Here is a 19747-nt window from a genome sequence, read left to right on the forward strand (position 1 = left end):
CCCATGACCACCCCGAACGAGCGGAAGCTCACCACCTATCTGGAACGGGTCACGGCGGAGCTGCGGCGCACCCGGGAGCGGGTCACCGAGCTGGAGTCCGTCGACGACCCGATCGCCGTGGTGTCGATGGCGTGCCGGTACCCGGGCGGCGTCCGTACCCCCGAGGACCTCTGGCGGCTCGTCCACGACGGCGTCGACGCGATCGGTGAGTTCCCGCAGGACCGTGGCTGGGACCTCGCCGACCTCGCCCTGCGGTCCGACACCACTCGCGGCGGCTTCCTCGACGGAGCCGGGGACTTCGACCCCGAGTTCTTCGGTATGTCGCCGCGCGAGGCCCTGGCGACCGATCCGCAGCAGCGGCTGCTGCTGGAGGTGGCCTGGGAGGCGATCGAACGCGCCCGTATCGACCCGACCTCCCTACGATCCACGTCCACCGGGGTCTTCGCGGGCTTCGCCGGTCAGTCCTACACCGACATGGACAACGGTCCGGACGAGTTGCGGGGGCATCTGCTCGCCGGCGGCGCGGCCAGTGTCGCGTCCGGCCGGATCGCGTACACGCTCGGCCTGAACGGCCCGGCCATCACGGTGGACACGGCGTGCTCGTCGTCACTCGTCGCCCTGCACCTCGCTGTCCGCTCCCTGCGCTCCGGCGAGTGCACGATGGCACTGGCCGGCGGGGTCACCGTCATGTCGACCCCCGGTGCCTGGATCGAGTTCTCGCGTCAGCAGGGTTTGGCGGTCGACGGACGCTGCAAGTCCTTCAGCGCCGACGCCGACGGCACCGGCTGGTCCGAAGGCGCCGGCATCCTCCTCCTCGAACCCCTCTCCCACGCCCAACACAACGGACACCCCGTCCTCGGCATCATCCGCGGCACCGCACTCAACCAGGACGGCGCCTCCAACGGACTCACCGCACCCTCAGGCACCGCACAACAACACGTCATCCACCACGCCTGGCAAGACGCCCACCTCACCGGCACCGACATCGACCTCATCGAAGCCCACGGCACCGGAACCCGACTCGGCGACCCCATCGAAGCCCAAGCCCTCCTCACCACCTACGGACACACCCACACCCCCCAACACCCCGCCTGGCTCGGCTCACTCAAATCCAACATCGGACACTCGTCCGCCGCCGCGGGGGTGGGCGGTGTCATCAAGGTGCTGCTCGCGCTGCGCCACGAGACCGTGCCGCGGACGCTGCACGCCGACGAGCCGACACCGGTCGTGGACTGGTCGGCCGGGGCGGTGAAGCTCGCCGTCCGGGAACAGCCGTGGCCCCGCAACCGCGAGCGGATCCGGCGGGCCGGGGTGTCCTCCTTCGGCATCAGCGGCACCAACGCCCACGTCATCGTCGAAGAGCCGCCCGCGGCCGAGGACCCGACCACGGCGGAGGCCACCCCTCGGCCGGAATCCCCCGTCCTGCCCTTCGTCGTCACGGCCGCGACCCCCGGCGGCCTCCGCACCCAACTCGACCGCCTCGCCGACCACTTGGCCACTGTCGCCGACGACTCCCTCACAGACGTGGCGTACTCCCTGGCCACCACCCGCGCGGCCCTGCCCTACCGCGTCGTCGTCCCGGCCCGTACGCGGGAGGACCTCGTCCGTGGGCTGACCGCCGCGACTCAGGCATCCGACCCCGCCGGGCGGCGACGGATCGGGGCGGTGTTCTCGGGGCAGGGCGCCCAGCGCGCGGGTATGGGCCGTGAACTGGCCACCGCCTTCCCGCTGTTCGAGCAGGTCTACTCCGACATCTGTGAGCGGTTCTCACCCACGCTGGCAAAGGTGATCGCCTCGGGCGAGGGCCTGGACGGTACCGAGTACGCGCAGCCCGCGCTGTTCGCGTTCGAGGTCGCGCTGTTCCGGCTGCTGGAGTCCTGGGGTGTGCGGCCCTCCGCGGTGGCCGGGCACTCGCTGGGCGAGATCACCGCGGCGCATGTGGCGGGCGCGATGGACCTCGCGGACGCGGTGACGCTGGTGGCCGCGCGGGGCCGGCTGATGCAGGCGCTGCCCGGTGGCGGCGAGATGGTCTCGGTGCGGGCCTCCGAGGACGAGGTCCGTCCGCTGCTGCGCGACGGCGTGGACATCGCGGCCGTCAACGGGCCCCGTTCGGTGGTGATTTCGGGCGAGGCGACGGCGGTCGGTGCGGTACTGGCCGACCTGGGGCGGGTCGGCCGTACGAGGCTGCGGGTCAGCCATGCCTTCCACTCGCCGCTGATGGAGCCCATGCTCGACGACTTCGCCGCCGTCGTGCGCGGACTGACCCTGCGCGAGCCCCGACTCACGCTGATATCAGGCCTGTTCGGGCGGGCGGTACGGCCCGGTGAGGTCACCGATCCGCGGTACTGGACCCGGCACGCACGCGAACCCGTCCGGTTCGCCGACGCCGTCACCGCCATGACCGCCGGCGGTGTCGACACGTTCGTCGAGGTCGGCCCGGGTGCGGTACTGACCGGCCTGATCAGCGAGGCGCCGGTCGCCGTGGCTCCGGCGCACCCCGCCGACGACGAGCCGCTCAGCCTGCTGACCGCACTCTCCCGGCTCTTCGCGGCCGGCGTACCGGTGGACTGGCCGGCCTTCTTCGCCGGCACCGGCGCCCGGCCGACCGACCTTCCCACCTACGCCTTCGACCGGCGCCGGTACTGGCAGCCCGCCCGGCGCACCGGCGACCGCCCCGCCACCGGGCATCCGTTGCTGACCTCGGTCGTCGAGGATCCGGACAGTGGCCGTGTCACGCTGGTCGGGCGGACGGCGGGTACGCGGGTGCCCTCCACGGTGTGGATCGAGGCGGCCCTGCGCGCGGCCGACGAGGTCGACTGCACCACCGTGGAGTCCCTCACCGTCGACGCCGTACTCGTCCCGCCGCGCGGGGGCGCCGAGTTGCAGGTAGTCGTCGACGCGGCCGATTCCGACGGCCGCCGGGACGTCCGGCTCCATGCCCGTCCCGCGGACGGCGGCGCCTGGACCCGGTACGCCCACGGCCGGCTCAGCCCGGTATCCGCCGTACCGCCCGCCGACGTCACCTCCGGCCCGACCGACCTCTCCGTGGACGGCGACACAGCCGACACCGACACCGAACACTACGTACTGCACCCGGAGTTGCTGTCCGCGGCGACCGGCCACCGGCCCGTGCTCCGGTGGCGGGGTGTGCGCGTCCACGCCGCCGGAGCGCGTACGGCCCGGGTGGTGGCCACCCCGCCGGGCGGACCGGAACTGCTGCTCGCCGACCGCGCCGGGCGGGTGATCGCCGGCGTGGACGGAATCACGTACGGGGATCCGCAGCCGGCGCTCTCCTCGACCGATCTCTACCGGACGGTGTGGACACCGGTCGTACTCCCCACCGCCGCCCCCCTCGCCCCGGCCACCACCCGCTCCCTCACCCCGCCCCCGACCGGCCCCCTCGCCCCGCCCGCCGCCAACACCCCCGTCCCACCCGTCGAACACGTCACGGGCCCCCACGCCCTGCACCACGTGCTCGACACCGTCCAGCGCGTACTCACGGGCCCGCCCACCACCGCCCCGCTCGTCGTACTCACCCGGAACGCCGTCGCGGTGGACGGCGGTGCGCCCTCCGACGCCGGCCCCGTATGGGGTCTGCTGCGCTCCGCGCAGTCCGAGCACCCCGGTCGGCTGGTGCTCGTCGACGCCGAGGCCGGGGCCGACGTACCGCCGTCGCTCCTCGCCGCGGTGGCGGCCTCCGGGCTGACGCAGGTGGCGTTGCGTGACGGTCGGGTGCTGGAGCCGCGGCTGGCTCCCGTCCCGGCGCCCACGGCCTCCGGAGTGTGGCCCACCGACGGCGCCGTCCTGATCACCGGTGGCACCGGAGCGCTGGGCGCCGCCGTGGCCCGGCACCTGGCCGCCGTACACGGCGTCCGGCACCTGGTCCTGACCAGCCGCAGCGGCGCCCGTGCCGCAGGTGCGGCGGACCTCGTCGACGCGCTCGCCCGGCTGGGCGCCGAAGCCCGGGTGGAGGCCTGTGACGTCGGCGACCGGGAGTCCCTCGCGGCGCTCCTCGACCGGGTCCGCGCCGAGCGGCCGGTGCGCGCGGTGGTGCATGCGGCGGGTGTGCTGGACGACGGGGCGTTCACCGCGCTGACGCCGGACCGGCTCGACGCCGTATGGCGCCCCAAGGCACAAGCCGCCCGGTATCTGGACGAGTTGACCCGCGGCGACGACCTGACCGCGTTGGTGCTGTTCTCCTCCGTCGCCGGTGCCTTCGGCGGCCCTGGGCAGGCCAACTACGCCGCCGCCAACACCGCGTTGGACGCGCTGGCGGAGCGGCGGGCCGCGGCCGGTCTGCCCGCCGTCTCGGTGGCGTGGGGACCCTGGGCGCTGGACGAGGGCGGTATGGCCTCGGGGACGGATCTCGCCCGGGTCGCCCGGGAGGGCTTCGGGACGGTCTCCGTCGAGCGCGGCACCGCCCTGCTGGACGCCGCCGTCGCGTCCGGGCTGCCGTCCGTCGTCGCCTGCCCGATCGATCTGGACACGGTACGGCGGCAGCCGTTGATCCCGCCCCTGCTGCGCGGCCTCGCCCGGCGCGGGGCCCGGCGTGCGGTGGCCGACACCGACGGGACGCTGCTCGCCGACGACCTGGCCGCGCTGCCGGTGGCCGACCGACGTACTCGGATCCTCGATCTCGTACGGACCCGGGTCGCCGCCCTGCTCGGGCTGGACGGGCCGGCCGCCGTCGGCGCCGGCGTGCCGTTTCCCGAGCTGGGTCTCGACTCGCTCGGTTCCGTCCAGCTCCGCAACCAGCTCGACGCCGCGTCCGGGCTGCGGCTGCCGCCCACGCTGGTCTTCGACCATCCGACCCCGGAGTCCGTCGCGGACCGGCTGCTGGGCGACCTCTTCCCCGGCACGGCGGTCGACGACGCGCCCACCGCGGAGGACTTCCAGGCCGACGTACACCTCGCCGACGACATCCGGCCCGCCGCCACGGTCGTCCGGGTCACCGACGACCCGGACGAGGTGCTGCTGACCGGCGCGACCGGTTTCATCGGTGCGTTCCTGCTGCGGGACCTGATGCGGACCACGCGGGCGAGGGTGCGCTGTCTGGTGCGTGGCACGGACCACGCCGACGCGGTGGGCCGGCTGACGGAGAACCTGCGGTGGTACGGACTGTGGGACGACGTCGACCCGGCCCGGCTGGACGTGGTCCTCGGCGATCTCGCCCAACCCCAACTCGGGCTGACGGAGGCGGTGTTCGACGGGCTGGCCCGCTCGGTCGACCTGGTGGTGCACGCGGGAGCGCAGGTCAACTGGCTTCAGCCGTACGGTGCCCTGAAGGACGCCAATGCCGGCGGCACCGCCGGGATCCTGCGCCTCGCGGCCCGGCACCGGACCGTCCCGGTGCATCACATCTCCACCACCGGGGTGTTCGCCCGGCCGGTGACGCGCGGGGTGCCGCTGCGGCCCGAGGATCCGACCGGGCCGCCGGAGGCGCTGCGCAACGGCTACTCGCAGAGCAAGTGGGTGGCCGAGCAACTCATCGGCCTGGCCCGGGAACGCGGCCTGCCGGTCACCGTGCACCGGGTGGACCTGGTCTCCGGCGACCAGGTCCAAGGCGCCTGCCAGACACGGGACTTCGTGTGGCTCAGCGTCAAGGGCATGCTCCAGGCGAAGGCGTTCCCCACGGACCTCGGCGGCAGCTTCCAGCTTGTGCCGGTGGACTACGTGAGTGCCGCCGTACTCGCGCTCACCCGCAGCCCGGACGCACAGGGCCGTACCTTCCACCTCTCCGGCCGCAGCCCGGTCCACTTCGGTGAACTCGTGGCGCATCTGCGGTCGTTCGGCCACCGGCTCGTCGAACTGGACCGTCCCACCTGGCACGCCCGGGTCACCGCCGATCCGGGCAACGCGCTGCTGCCGCTCCTCGAGTCGTTCGAGGCGGTCTCCGCGAGTGCCGATCCGAACGACGTCTACCTCGCCATGGACAGCTCGGCCACCGACGACGCGCTGGCCGGCACCGGAATCGTGCGCCCCGAACCCACGCGGGAGCTGTTCCGCACCTACGACGAATTCTTCATCCGCACGGGCTACTTCCCGCAAAAAGAGGATTGAGATGCTCATCCCCACCACCGACCAGCGGACCCGGCTGCGCGAGGTACCCCTCGACGGGCACGGGCTCTCCCCCGACGACATCGTCACCGTGGCCAGGCACCCGGGCACCCGCCTCGTCACCCTCGCCGCGGACGCGGCCGGGACGATCGCGGCGTCCAACGCGATGAAGCACTCCCTGATCGAGTCCGGCACCCCGATCTACGGGGTCACCTCGGGGTTCGGCGACAGCAGCGCCCGGCAGATCTCCCAGCGCAAGACGAGCAGCCTCCAGGACAACCTGATCCGGTTCCTCTCGTCGGGCGTGGGCCCCATGGCCGAGGCCGACGTGGTCCGGGCGACCATGACGATCCGCGCCAACTGCCTCGCCCGTGGGGTCTCCGGGGTCCGGCCCGAGCTGGTCTCCGGGCTGATCGACCTGCTCAACGCGGACATCCTGCCGCGGATCCCGGAGCGCGGCTCGGTGGGCGCGAGCGGTGATCTGGTGCCGCTGAGCTATCTGGCGGCGGCGCTCACCGGGCGGGGCACGGTGACGCACCGGGGGCAGGAGAAGCCGGCGGCGGTCGCGCTCGCCGAGAGCGGTCTGAGCCCGCTGGTCCTGGAGGCCAAGGAGGGGCTCGCCCTGGTCAACGGCACCTCGTTCATGTCCGGTTTCGCGGTGCTCGCGCTGCACGACGCGCGGGAGCTGATGTTCGCCGCCGATCTGTGCACGGCGCTGACCAGTCAGGTGCTGCTCGGCAACGCCTCGCACTTCGCCCCGTTCCTGTTCGAGGCGAAGCCGCACGAGGGCATGGTGAGCAGCGCCGCGACGATCCGTTCGATCCTCACCGGCGACACCGCCGCGGACCCGGGGATCCGCCGGCCCGACGCGGACTTCGGGGAGCTGGAGCGGCCGATCCAGGACCACTACTCGGTGCGCTGCGCCCCGCACGTGACCGGCGTCCTGCGCGACACGGCGGACTGGGCGCTGCGCTGGCTGACCGTGGAGGTGAACTCCGCGAACGACAACCCGCTGTTCCATGTGGCCGAGGGCGCGGTGCGCAGCGGCGGCAACTTCTACGGCGGTCATGTCGCGCAGGCGATGGACGCGCTGAAGACGGCCGTGGCCAGCGTCGGCGATCTGCTGGACCGGCAGCTGGAGCTGGTGGTGGACGAGAAGTTCAACAACGGCCTCACCCCGAACCTGATCCCGTGGCTGGAGCCGGACGACTACGAGGCCGGGCTGTTCCACGGTTTCAAGGGCATGCAGATCACGGCGTCGTCGCTGGCCGCCGAGGCGCTGAAGTGGACCATGCCGGCGGCGTCGTTCTCCCGGTCCACGGAGGCGCACAACCAGGACAAGGTGAGCATGGGCACGATCGCGGCGCGCGACGCCCGTTCGGTGGTCGAGCTGGTCCAGCGCATCGCCGCCATCCATCTCATCGCCCTGTGCCAGGCGGCGGATCTGCGGGGGGTGGGACGGCTCAGCGCCCCGACCCTGGCGGCGTACGGCGCGGTGCGTAACGTGTGCGAGTTCCTGGACCGGGACCGGCCGCTGGACACCGACATCGAGCGGGTCGTCACCCTGATCCGCTCCGGTGAACTGCGCGGTGTGGTCGAGCTTCAGATGCCGGACGCGGGCTCCGGGCTGGTGGTCCGGTGAGTACGGCGGTGTCCGCCGTCACCGCGGTCGCCGAGGTGCTCTGTGAGGAACGCGCCGACGGGACACGGGTGCTGCGGGTCGGCGAGGAGCTGCGGGAGTATCCGCCGACGCTCGGGCACGCGCTGCGCCGCTGGGCCGCCGAGTGCCCGGAGCGGACGCTGGCCGCCGAGCGGGACGGGGACGGCTGGCGGCGGTTGACGTACGGCGAGGCGGCCGAGGCCGCGGCGGCGGTCGGCCAGGCCTTCCTGGAGCGGGGGTACGGGCCGCACGCCCCCGTGCTGCTGCTGTCCGGCAACTCCCTGGACCATCTGGTGCTCACGCTCGCCGGCTATCTGACCGGTGTGCCCGTGGTCCCGGTCAGCGTGGCCTACTCGGTGCGCAGCACCGATCACGCGCGGCTGCGCGCCATCGCCGCCCTGGTGCGGCCGGGGCTGGTGTACGCCGACGACGGCGTCCGCTTCCGCTCCGCCCTGGACGCCGCCGCGGTGGCCGCGGGCACCGCGCCGCGGACGCTGGTCTCCCACTCCCCCACCGCGGGCGACCTCACCGTGGGCGCGCTGCGGAACACCGTGGTCACCGGCGCGGTGGACAGGGCGTTCGAGTCGCTGAGCCCCGACACCGTGGCGAAGATCCTGTTCACGTCGGGCTCGACCGGCGGCCCGAAGGGGGTGCTCAACACCCATCGGATGCTCTGCGCCAACCAGCAGATGATCCGGCAGGCCTGGTCCTTCCTGGAGTCCGAGCCGCCGACACTCACCGACTGGCTGCCGTGGAGCCACACGTTCGGCGGGAACCACAACCTGCATCTGGCGCTGTGCAACGGCGGCACCCTGCACATCGACGACGGGGCGCCACTGCCCGCCGCGTTCGAGCGCACCGTCGACGCGCTGCGCGTGATCCCGCCGTCCGTCTGCGTCAACGTACCCGCGGGCTATGCCCTGTTGGCGCAGCGCCTGGAGAGTGATCCCGCGCTGGCCCGGCAGGTGCTGTCGCGGATCAGGGTCATCATGTACGCCGGTGCCGATCTGCCGGACGCGCTGCGGCGGCGGCTGCACGCCGTCGCGAGGTCGGCGACGGGCCGGGACGTCGACATCGTGTCGTCGTGGGGCGCGACGGAGACCGGGCCGGCGGCGACGTCGACGTACGGCGGGGTGCGCGAGGGCATCGGTATCCCGCTGCCGGGTGTCGAGCTGAAGCTCGTCCCGCTCGACGGGCGGGCCGAACTCCGGGTGCGCAGCGCCTCGGTCGCCCCCGGATACCTGGGCGCGGAGATGTCGGACGCGGTCGACGAGGAGGGCTACTACCGCACGGGCGACGCGGCGCGGCTGCTCGACCCCGGTGATCCCCGCCGGGGGCTGGTCTTCGACGGCCGGACCGCCGAGGACTTCAAGCTCGCCAACGGCACCTGGGTGGTCACCGGCCGGCTGCGCAACGCCCTGCTGTCGGCCGCCGGGGTGCTGTCGGACGTGGTGCTGGTCGGCGGCGACCGGGAGCATGTCGCGGCGATCGCCTGGCCGGCCCCGGCCCGCGCCAACGAGCTGCTCGGTACGCGGGCCACGGATCCCGCGGAGCTGGTCGGCCACGTCGGACTGCGCCGGCATCTCGCCGGGGTGCTGGCCGCGCTCAACCGGGGTGGCGGCGCCGCGTCGCGCGTCGAACGGCTGGTGCTGGTGGCCGAGCCGCCGAGCATCGACGACGGCGAGATCACCGACAAGGGCTATCTGAACCAGCGCCGGGTGACCGAGCGGCGCGGGGACGTGGTCGACCTGCTGTACGCCGCCGACCCCGACCCCGCGCGCGTCGTCACCGCCCGCGAGTAGCGCTCAGCGGCGCAGGCGCTCCACCACGGAGTACAGGCGCAGCAGTTCGGGCGCGACCGGCCGGCGGCGCTCGCCCGGGGCGCGGGATCCGGGCGCGCAGCCCGCCAGTTCGGTGTGTTTGGCGGCGCGCAGGCCCTGCGGTACCCGCGCGTACGCCACCTCCCGCAGCAGCGGCTGGCGGAACGCGAACCGGATGGGGCCGTCGGCGCCGGTGCCGAGCGTCGTGAGGACGCCGCGCCGGGTGAGTTCGTCCAGTGCGGCCGTCACCTCGCCGTCGCGGCGTCTTTGCAGCGCGGCGAGGGTCTCCGGCCAGACGGCGTCGCCGATCAGGGCGGCGTCCTGCGCGACGGTCCTGAGGTCGGCGGGCAGTTCGTCCAGTCTGGCCTGGAGGGCGCCGCGCACCGCCGTGGGGATCAGCGCGGCCACCCCGCCGTAGCCGCCGTCGCCGGCCGCCGGGGTGTCGGCGCACGCGCGGCGCAGCGCGAGGCGGACGAACTCGGCGGCGAACATGGGGTTTCCGTCGGCGAGCGCGGTCACCGTGTCGGTGAGTTCCCGCAGTGCCTCCGTCCGTGCTCCGGTCGCCGTCAGCAGATCGGGGGATCCGCTGGTCTCGATGATCATCCGGGTCTGGCGGGCGACGGCGTCGTCCGAGAGGCGCGGCAGTTCGACGGTGACGATCCGCTCGGGTGCCCGGGTCCAGTCCGGGCGCCGGTGGAAGAGTTCGGGGCGGGCCGCCGCGACCACACCGAGGCGGCCGGGGCCGGCCGGCACGGCGAGCCGGTCGATGATCCGCAGCAGGTTCTCGTCGGCGCCGTGCAGGTCGTCGACGATCAGGACGACGGGCCGTTCGGTGGCCAGGCCCTCCAGCAGGGTGAGCCATGCGGCGACCATCTCCTCGGCCACGACGGCCGGTTCGTGGTCGGGGACGTGGCCGATCGCGACCAGCAGCCGTTCGAAGACGCGGCAGGCCTCGTCGCTGTCGGCGATCACCCGCTCGATCGTCGTCCACAGTTTGTCCCGCGCGGTCTCCGGCGGGTCGTCGGCCCCAATGCCGCAGCTGGCGCAGAGTTCCGTGGCGACGACCCCGAGCAGACTGTCGTCGACGGTGCAGGGGAAGACGTGGGCCAGCAGCGGCCGCTCCGCCGGGGCGCGGCGGGCGGCCAGCCGTTCGAACTCGACGAGCATGGAGCTCTTGCCCATACCGGCCTCGCCCACCACGAGCGCCACCCCGGGCCCGGTCCGGTCGCGGTCGAGCATGCCGGCGAGGGTCCGTACGCCCTCCGTGCGGTCGATGAGGGGCAGGCCGCCGTCGCGGCCGCCGGGGGTCCGGATGCCGCGTACGGTCCACATGGCGGAGGAGACCCGGGCGCGCTGGTAGTCGATCCGGCTGGCGGACTGCTCCCTGGTGTCCTCGCTGACCCAGACCTCGTCCAGGGGGACGAGCGGCAGCAGGGACTGGGCGCGGTCCAGCGCGGTGCTGGTCACCGTGGGCGGGCCGCCGTCGGCGGCGTAGCGGACGAGGGCGTCGCCGGTGTCGACCGCGGCCCGGATGCGCAGCCCCTGCGCGGAGTTACGGCGGCGTCGGAGGCGGTGGCGGACGGCCAGCACCATGAGCACCGCCTTCATCGGTTCGTTGCCCCGGCTGTGTCCGGCGCCGAAGACGACCAGCCAGAAGGAGCCGATCCGGGCCGCGACCGTGCCGTCGAACCTGTTCGCCTCGTCCCCGACGACGTTGTGGAGGGACGCCATGGCCTCGTCGATCCGCTCGGGGTCGCCGCGGTCGTCCCCTGCGGGCACGGACGCGTTGATCCAGGCGACGCTGACCTCCCTGCGTTCCCGCACCCGTTCGCCGGGCCGCGCGGTTACGGCGGGGCGGGGTGCCGTGGGCTCGGGGGCGGTGGGGAGCGGGGCGGCCTGGACGGAGGCCGGAGGATCGGGCCGTACGGTGGTCGCGCGGGCCGTGGTGGGCAGCGGCCGGACGTGCAGGGCGGGGTCGTCGGCGAGGATCGCCTGCTGCAACTCCTGGAGCCGGCGCCCGGGTTCAAGGCCCAGCTGCTCGGCCAGTTCGGTACGGATCGCCGTATAGGCGTCGAGCGCCTCGGAGTGCCGTCCGCCACGGTGGAGCGCGAGCATCAGCTGGCCGACGAACCGCTCCCGCCACGGCTCGGCCCTGCTGAGCGCCTGGAGTTCGGGAATCACCGCGTGGTGCCGCCCGAGAGCCAGCTCCGCGTCGAAGTACTCCTCCAGGACGTCGAGCCGGGTCGTCTCGGTCGCCTCCAGCTCGGGCCAGCCGACCCCGGCCTCGACCAGGTCGGACAGCATGGGGCCGCGCCACAGGTCGAGCGCCGCACGCCAGCGCAGCGAGGCCGTCGCCACCGAGCCCTCACGCATCCGGGAGCGGCCCTCCGCCACCAGGTCGTGGAAGCGGTGCAGGTCGAGCGCGTGCGGATGCACCTCCAGCAGATAGCCAGGAGGACGGGACCGGAGTGACACGGCGTCGGACGGGATGCCCTGTCCGTCGGTGTCGAGGAGGGCACGCAGCCGCCACACCGCGTTCTGCACCATCTTGCGCGCCGACACCGGTGGGGCGCCCTGCCACAGCGCCGCGACCAGCTCGCTGGTGGCCGTCACCCTGTTCGGGCGCAGCAAGAGGTAGCTGAGGACGGACCGCGGTTTGACGCCGCTGAGTTCCAACGGTGTGCCGTCGCGCAGCACTTCGAGCGGTCCGAGCACGTTGAACCGTAGACTCCCCGAATACGCCGCGGCGGTCACCCACGGGCTCCGGCAGCCGGATCCGGCACGGATAAGGGGACGTCGGCCCCGGCGTCGTCGAGGCAGTGACAGGGCTCGCCCGGGATCTTCCGGTCCGTGTTCATGCACCCACCCTTTCGCCGCCCACCCGTGTGTGGCGGGCTTCCGGCATGTTCCACCGGCGATCAGACGGCACGGGACCGCGCGGGGGCAAGGGAAGGGCCTTCGGCGGGGTACGTTCGGGCAGCGGCCGGAGACGCTCCGGCCCTCATGACGGCTTCCGGCCAGCGCCCTGTCCGGCGCGCGCAGCAGCTTGCGCAAGGTTTCCCTAGGAGTAGCCGCGGCCCCTGAAGGCGATCTTCCACGGAGTGTGCCGCGATGTGACTGTGAGGAATGTCCGCGGGCGTTGCCGGCGGTGGTTCAGCAGTGATCAGGTCCTCAGGAACTTCGTTCTCCCGACCCCCACCCGGAAAACAACTTTCCCTTCAGGACGGCCAATGAGCACGATCAAGGTAATGGTTCACACCGACGACCCCATCGTCCGGATGGGTCTGGCCGGCCTTGTCGAGGCGGAGCCGGATTTCGTCCTCATTACTTCCCCCGTGGACCAGGAGGGCGTCGACGTCGTCGTCCTGGCCGTGGAGTCGGTCGACGCGTCCACCGTGGAACTGCTCCAGAAGTTCGCGGTCGACGGCTCGTCCGAGACCCGGTTCTGCCTGATCGTGGGCGGGAGATGGCAGGCCGACGTGTCGGTCGCGATCCAGCGGGGGGTACGGGCGGTGCTCTGGCGGTCCGAGTTCACCCCGCAGCGGTTCACCCGTACTCTGCGCGCGGTGCACAAGGGCTGGGGGGATTTCCCGCCGACCATCCAGGGCGGGCTCCTCGACCACATGGAGCGGGTCCGCAGCGAGGTTCTGGCCCCTCGTGGACTCACCGCTTCGGGCTTCTCCGCGCGCGAGCTGGACATATTACGGCTCATGTCGTCCGGATTCACACTGCCCGAAATCTCGGAGAAGCTGTGCTATTCCGAGCGCACGGTCAAGAATGTTCTCTACGCCCTGACCAAGCGGTTCAATCTGCGGAACCGGACACATGTCGTCTCCTACGCGATACGCGCCGGTCTGATCTGATGAGCCGCGTCACGGCCGGGCCGCGGTCACGGGTAGGCGCCGGCGAGGACGGCGGTGGCGAGCTCGACGCGCGAGCGCAGACCGGTCCGGGCGAACAGCCGGTTCAGCCGGCCCTCCACACCGACCTCGCTCAGCGCGAGCGCCGCGGCGATCTGGCGGTTGGTCAGCCCCTCGGTCACCAGCGACGCGAGCAGCCGCTCGTTCTCCTCGGTGGCCCGGCGGCGGCCCGGCACCGGCGCCCCGGACCTCCGCATCGCCGTCCGTGTCCGGAACCGCCACACCAGCGCGTCCAGCTGCCCGAACAGGTCGTACGCCTCGGTCAGCAGCCGGTTGGTGTCCGGGCCGGCGGACGGGGCCGCGGACGAGACGGCGAGGAGGGTGCGCGCCGTGTCGAAGGGCTGGCCGACGGCGCGCGCCAGGGACAAGGCCTCCGCCGTCTCCGCCGGGGTGACCCGTACGCCGGGGAGCGGGCCGACACCGCTCGCGGCGACCGTGAGGGAGGTCCGCAGAAACAGCAGGCGGGCGCTCTCCGTGCCCAGGGTGGCGGCGGTCCGGCGCAGTTCGGTCAGGCTCTCCGCCGCCCCGTCGGGGCTGCGCCGCTCGGCCTCGACGGAGGCCAGGGCGGCCCACATGTGCTCGGTCCCGAACACGTTGCCCTGCTCCGCCGCGTCGGCCACACCCCGGCGCAGGGTGCGTGCCGCGAGTCTGGTGTCGCCGAGGAACTGGTGGACGGACGCCTCCTCGGCGTCGAGCAGATGCGGCATCGGCGCCGCGGAGGCGCGCGCCGCGTCGAGGACGGCCCGCGCGCGCAGCGGCCAGCCGCGGGCGCGCAGCATCGTGGCGACCCGGGCATGCGCCAGTACGCTGATCGGCGGCCGGGCGGTGGCCAGGCTGTTCAGCAGGAGCGAGCGAGCGGAGACCATGCCGTCCTGCCAGGAGCCGTTCAGGAACTGTGCGAGGACACGGTCGCGGGCCGGGAACTGCTCCATCGTCAGCCCTCGTTCCTTCATCACGTCGACGGCCAGGCGCAGTTCGCCGAGCGCGAGCAGGTACTCGCACTGCTGGAGCGACAGCGCGTACGCGAAGTGGGTGGCGATCTCCTCGCCCGGCCGGAGCGCCAGGGCCCGGTGCAGGGCGCCGGAGTCGCCCGCCATAAGCTGGGCCGCCGAGTCGAAGACCGACCCGAAGTACCGTGCCACGGGACCGAGTTCACGGCCCAGTACGGCGTCGGCGAGCAGGCTCCGGCCCTCCGTCCAGCGGCCCAGGAGGCACAGGGCGAGGGCGCCCGCGACGGCGGCGACACCGTCGGGCTCGTGCACCCGGGGCAGGTACTCGTCGGCGACCGCGTCGAGGCGGACCATGTCTCCGGCCGAGGCCAGTGCGGCCACCCGCGCCACGGCCACCTCCTGGCGGGTTCCCGCGTCCAGTTCGCGCACATGGACGCGGAGGATCTCGTCGGCGGCCTCGAACGCGGCCCGGTCCTCGCCGGCCACCAGCGCCATCGAGGTGTAGCGGGCCAACGCCCGCGCCCGGTCGGCGGGATCGGCCATCAGATCCGCCGCCGCGCGCAGCCAGCGGGAGGCCCGCCCGCTGTGCGTGAACCACAGCCGCTCCGCGATCACCGGCAGCTCGCGCACGGCCCGCTCCGGATCAACAAGCGCCCCGGCGTCCGCAATCCGATCCGCAAGACAGGCATCGGCTTCATCGGCGTCCGCCGCGAGTGCCTCCCCGGCGACAACACCGGGCACTCCGCCGGCCCGGGCCACCGTGCTGCGTGGAGCCACCCCGCCGGCCCCGGCCGCCGTGCCGTCCCGGAGCGCCCAGAGACGTCGTACCACCGCCGCCGAGATCTGGCGGCGCTCGTACGGTCCGAGTCTGGCTCGGGCCGCGGAGGCGACCAGGGGGATGCGGAAGGCCCAGCCCTGGGGGCCGGCGGCGGGGTGCGGGCCGGTGAGCCGGTCCACGGCGCCCGATGCCACCAGCTCCGCCAGCGCGGCCCGTACCTCGTTCTCCGGCATTCCGGTCGCCCCGGCGAGCACCTCGGGGACGCGGGCGCCGACGGGTTCCACGATGCCGAGGGCCTTCGCCACCCGCCAGGGCGACTCCCCCAGCTCCCGCAGCCCGCGTACGAAGCGGTCGTCGTCGGGGAGCACGGGCACCGGCGCCCGGGCGATCCGGTGGGCGCGGCCGAACAGCAGCCGGATCCCGCCGGTCTCCTCCCACCCGGTGACGGCGGCGGTCGCCGCGGCGGGATTGCCCCGGCTGAGCCGGTGCACCTCCTCGACCAGGTCCTCGTCGGGCGGCGCCCCCAGTCTGCGGGCGAGCAGGCGCCCGACGCCGGGTTTGTCCAGCGGCGGCAGATCGACGACGCCGACCATCAGCGACCGTCCGGAGGCGGCGGCTCGCGCGGCCGGCCCGGCCCCGCCGAGCCAGGTCCCGTCGGCGAGGACGTGCACACCGAGGACCAGCCGGGCCGACGGACGGGTCAGCGCCGGTACCCACGACAGCAGGAACTGCACCGACTCGGCGTCCGCGTACCGCAGGTCGTCGATCACCACGACCAGCGACGGATGGTCCCGCAGGGCCCGCCCGAGCGCGGCCGGCACCGACGCCGCCGAGAACCGTGCCTCGACCGCCGGGCCCGTGTCGCGTGCCGGGCCGGGCAGCTTGGCGAGCGCCGACAGCAGCCGGTAGGCGAGCAGTTGGGGAGGCTGGTCGTCCCCGGGCAGACAGTCCACCCGGCACACGGGTGTGCCGGCGGCCCGCAGCCGCTCCGTGACCGTGGCGAGGACGGTGCTGTGGCCCGCCCCCGTCTCCCCGCGAACCAGCAGGACGGCGGGGCCGGTCGGCCCGGTGACGGCGTGGGTCACCTCGCGCAGGACGTCGTCCCTGTCGACAAGCCCGGCCTGCGTACGGGAACCGGGTCCCTCTTCCGCGGTGGCCCCTGGTTTTGGCTCACTTCGGCCTGCCACCCGGCTCCTCACGCCTACCGTCACGGCCATCGCATGGTACCCAGTCACATGCCCAAAACGCCCACGCAACAAGAGAGTTGACCGGACAAGTCCGAAGATCCACGGGAAAGGGACCGAGGATGAAGACGTACCGCAGGACCATGCCAGGGCGGGAGGCGGAGGTCAGAGCCGTCGAGTCCGCACTCCGGCGGACCGGCGGCACCGCACCGCTCCTCGTCCTGCACGGCGAGCCGGGCATCGGCAAGACCGTGGTGCTGGAAGCGGCGCTCCGGGCGCCGATCGGCGAGGGGCTGCTGACGACCCGTCTGACCCCGGCGGCGGACGAGGCGTTGGGGCTGCACGCGGCCGCGGACGCCGTCTGCGACCTGCTGACGGCGGCCTCCGACGACGTGTCCGGCCGGGCCGCGGCGCTGCGGCGCGCGCAGTCCGCACTGGACCGGCAGGGCCCGCTGCCGCTGCTCCAGGAGGTGCAGATCGCCGTACGGCATCTCTCCTCCCACCGTCCGGTCGCGGTGGTGCTCGACGACGCCCATCTGGTGGCCGACGACGCCGTGGGGGTGTTCCGGGCGCTGCTGCGCGGCTTCTGCGCGGACGGTGTTCCGGTGCTCGTCGCCGGACGGATGCCGGAGCACCGGCCCGGGCCCGTCCGGACACTGGCGGAGATCGCCGACCGGGTGATCGGGCTGGCGCCGCTGGCACCGGCCGAGACCGGGAGTCTTCTCGGCCGGTATCTGAGCCTGCCGGCCGAGCCGGGGCTCGTGGCCGCGGTCCATCTCGCCCTGGGCACCCTGGCGGGCAATCCGGGCGCCGTGCTGTCCGTGATCGGCGCGCTGCGGGAGGACGGGCGGCTGCGGACGGTCGACGGGATGGTGTGTCTGCTCGATCCGGGAACGCCGCTGCGGCTGTCCCTCGGGCCGGACGGCTCCGCCTGGTTCCCGTGGCTGCGGCCGGCGTCGCCGCCGGAGCGGGACCGGCCGGGCGCCTTCGAACTGGCCGTGCTGCTGGCCCGGTTGACGGCGAGCGCCGAGCTCCGCGTCGACGATCTCGCCGTCCTCGCCCCGGCGCTGGGCCACTCCCTCGACGCCGTCGGCCGCGCCCTTGACCTGCTGGCCGAGCACGGTGTGGTGACCGTCGGCCCCGGCCAGCGGCTGGCGTTCGGGGTGCCCGCCCTCGGTACGGCGCTGCGGGACGCCCCCTCGCCGTACGACATCCCGGCCCTGCACGCCCATCTGGTGCGCGGCGCGGTGGAGCGGGCCGGCGGGGCGACCGGATGGCTCGATCCGCGGCTGTGCGACCACGCGCTGGCGGCGGGGCCGGCGCTCGCCGCGGACCTGCTGGACGAGGTGCTGCTGGCGGTGGCGGGCCGCGACACCGCCGGCGACGGCAAGGCGACGACCCGCGCCTGCGTCGCGGTGCTGCGCCGGCTGCCGCACGGTGACGCGCGCGTACCCGAACTCCTGCCGACGGCCGTGGACCTGATGCTGCGCCAGGGCGACACGGCCGGGCTGCTGGAACTAGGCAACCAGTTGCTCCCCCGGGTCGCCGGCGACGGCCCCGAGGACGCCGTACTCCTCGACACCCTGGCCCCCGCCTGGGCGTTCGCCGCGCTCCACGAACACTGGCTGAGCATCGAGCCCGACGGTGCGAGCCGCACCCCGGCCGTCCCGGTGGCCCGCCGGGTCCCCGCGGCAGCGGCCCTCCTGGACATCCCACCCCGCCTCATCGGCGCCGACACACCCCCACCGACACCCCCCGGGCAGACGACTCCCACGCCCCCCGGACCGTCGACCCCCACGGCCCCAGGGCCGATGCCTCCCACGGCCGCCGGGCCGCCAATGCCCACCGTTCCACGACCGATGCCTCCCACGGCCCCCGAGCCACCAATCCCCACCGCCCCACGACCGACGCCTCCCACAGCCGCCGAGCCACCAATCCCCACCGCCCCACGACCGACGCCTCCCACGACCGCCGAGCCCACGGCTCACACCGCCCCACGACCGATGCCTCCCACGACCGCCGAGCCCACGGCTCACACCGCCCCCGAGCCGACGGATTCGGCGCCCGCCGGGCCGGTACCCCCCACGCCCGCCCCAACGGCACACCCCGCGCCCCCCACCCCCCACTCACCTCCCGCCGCCCCGCGGTCCGACGGCCGGCACCACACCCCCGACCGGCAGCACGGTCGGAGCCCCACCCCCCTGCGCTTTCCCCTCGCCGCCGAGAGTCGGCTCGTGGCGTGTGCGGCGGGGACCGGGGTGGAGTTCGACGCCGCGCTCCGGGAGGTGCGGGCCGTCCGGTCGGCGCACGGACTCGAACCGCTCGCGGACCCGGACAAGTTGCGCGAGGCGGTGGCGTACGGGGACTGGGCGACGGCGTCCGAGGTGCTGCTCGGTGACCGGTACACCGCGCCGGAGGACAGCCCCAGCCAGCTGTACCAGGCGCTGATCCAGGAGTACCTGACGGGCTCGTGGCAGACCGCGCTGTCCCTGGCGAGGCAGATCGAGCTGCGCCCGCAGACCAACGGCCGCAGCTGTGTCCGCAACCTCGGCCGCAGCCTGGCGGCGGAGATCTGCCGCTGGAACGGCGATCTCGAACGGGCGACGGAGTGGCTGGACCGCATCCCCGGCTCCGCCGCCGACTGCCCCTGGGTGAGCTGGGCCCGCTGCGGTCTGCGCCACGACAGCGGCAACCGCGAGCTGGCGTGGGACGAGGCGTGGCGGGACTACCGCCGGCTGCGCGGAAGCGGCCGCCTCGTCGGGCTGGAACGCCTGCTGCTGCGGCTGGTGACGTACGCGACGCTGGACGGGCACCGTGACGCGGCCCTGGAGATCCTGCGCGAACTCGACGAACTGAACGCGCTCGTCGGCTCCCGGCAGACCCGCGAGGTCGCGCTGCTGGCCCGCGGCGGCGTGCACCGCGACATCCGTTCCGGTACGGCCGCACACGCGCTCATCTCCCAACGCGGCGACCAGTACCTCCTCTTCCGCACCTGCGAGTGGCTCGCGCGGATCACCGACGCCCCGGAGCAGTGGCTGCGCGCGGCGGGCGACCTGGCGAGCCGCCTGTCGTCGCCGCGCGCCCGCAGACAGGTGACCGAGACGGCCCAGCTGCTGGGATCGCCGCTGCCGCGCAGACGCGCGGAGAGTCCGCTGCTCAGCCCACTGGAGCTGAGTGTGGTCGACATGGTCAGCACGGGGGCGACGAACCGGCAGATCGCGACCGCGCTGACCCGCAGCGAGAAGAGCGTGGAGACCTACCTCAGCAAGATCTTCGAGCGGACCGGCTGCCGTTCCCGGCTCGCACTCGCCACGGCCTGGCTGGACGGCAGCCTCGCCTGGCTCGTACCCGATCGCCCCGACTCAGGAGACTGACACC

7 protein-coding genes are annotated in these 19747 nt (G+C 73.8%); 5 read left to right on the forward strand and 2 right to left on the reverse strand.

Annotated features, from left to right (window positions below):
* Positions 1 to 3: 3 nt before the first annotated feature.
* Genes ACIQAC_RS06660 through ACIQAC_RS06670 form a run of 3 tightly spaced genes read left to right on the forward strand, consistent with a single transcriptional unit; the run spans position 4 to position 9519 of the window.
* Positions 4 to 6060, forward strand: a complete 6057-nt coding sequence (locus tag ACIQAC_RS06660; protein WP_402187676.1) for a thioester reductase domain-containing protein — start codon at positions 4 to 6, stop codon at positions 6058 to 6060.
* A 1-nt stretch (position 6061) separates the two neighbouring features.
* Positions 6062 to 7699, forward strand: a complete 1638-nt coding sequence (gene hutH / locus ACIQAC_RS06665) for a histidine ammonia-lyase (RefSeq protein ID WP_402187677.1) — start codon at positions 6062 to 6064, stop codon at positions 7697 to 7699.
* Complete coding sequence (locus tag ACIQAC_RS06670; protein ID WP_402187678.1) at positions 7696 to 9519, forward strand: AMP-binding protein; 1824 nt, start codon at positions 7696 to 7698, stop codon at positions 9517 to 9519. Before hutH ends, ACIQAC_RS06670 begins: the two co-directional genes overlap by 4 nt.
* A 3-nt stretch (positions 9520 to 9522) precedes the next feature.
* On the opposite strand, the gene ACIQAC_RS06675 is transcribed toward ACIQAC_RS06670, so the two are convergent.
* A complete protein-coding gene (locus ACIQAC_RS06675; protein WP_402187680.1) occupies positions 9523 to 12252 on the reverse strand; it encodes a BTAD domain-containing putative transcriptional regulator in 2730 nt (909 codons plus the stop codon).
* A gap of 533 nt (positions 12253 to 12785) precedes the next feature.
* Between ACIQAC_RS06675 and ACIQAC_RS06680 the strand changes: the two genes are divergently transcribed.
* A complete protein-coding gene (locus ACIQAC_RS06680; protein ID WP_402187682.1) occupies positions 12786 to 13400 on the forward strand; it encodes a response regulator transcription factor in 615 nt (204 codons plus the stop codon).
* A 26-nt stretch (positions 13401 to 13426) separates the two neighbouring features.
* Here ACIQAC_RS06680 and ACIQAC_RS06685 read toward each other — a convergent pair whose 3' ends face one another.
* Positions 13427 to 16372, reverse strand: coding sequence for an AAA family ATPase (locus ACIQAC_RS06685; protein ID WP_402187684.1), 2946 nt, complete (start codon positions 16370 to 16372; stop codon positions 13427 to 13429).
* Between the two features lie 140 nt (positions 16373 to 16512).
* Between ACIQAC_RS06685 and ACIQAC_RS06690 the strand changes: the two genes are divergently transcribed.
* Positions 16513 to 19743, forward strand: coding sequence for an AAA family ATPase (locus ACIQAC_RS06690; protein WP_402187685.1), 3231 nt, complete (start codon positions 16513 to 16515; stop codon positions 19741 to 19743).
* Positions 19744 to 19747: the final 4 nt, after the last annotated feature.

The sequence above is a fragment of the Streptomyces sp. NPDC088387 genome, assembly GCF_044753385.1.
Classification (GTDB): domain Bacteria; phylum Actinomycetota; class Actinomycetes; order Streptomycetales; family Streptomycetaceae; genus Streptomyces.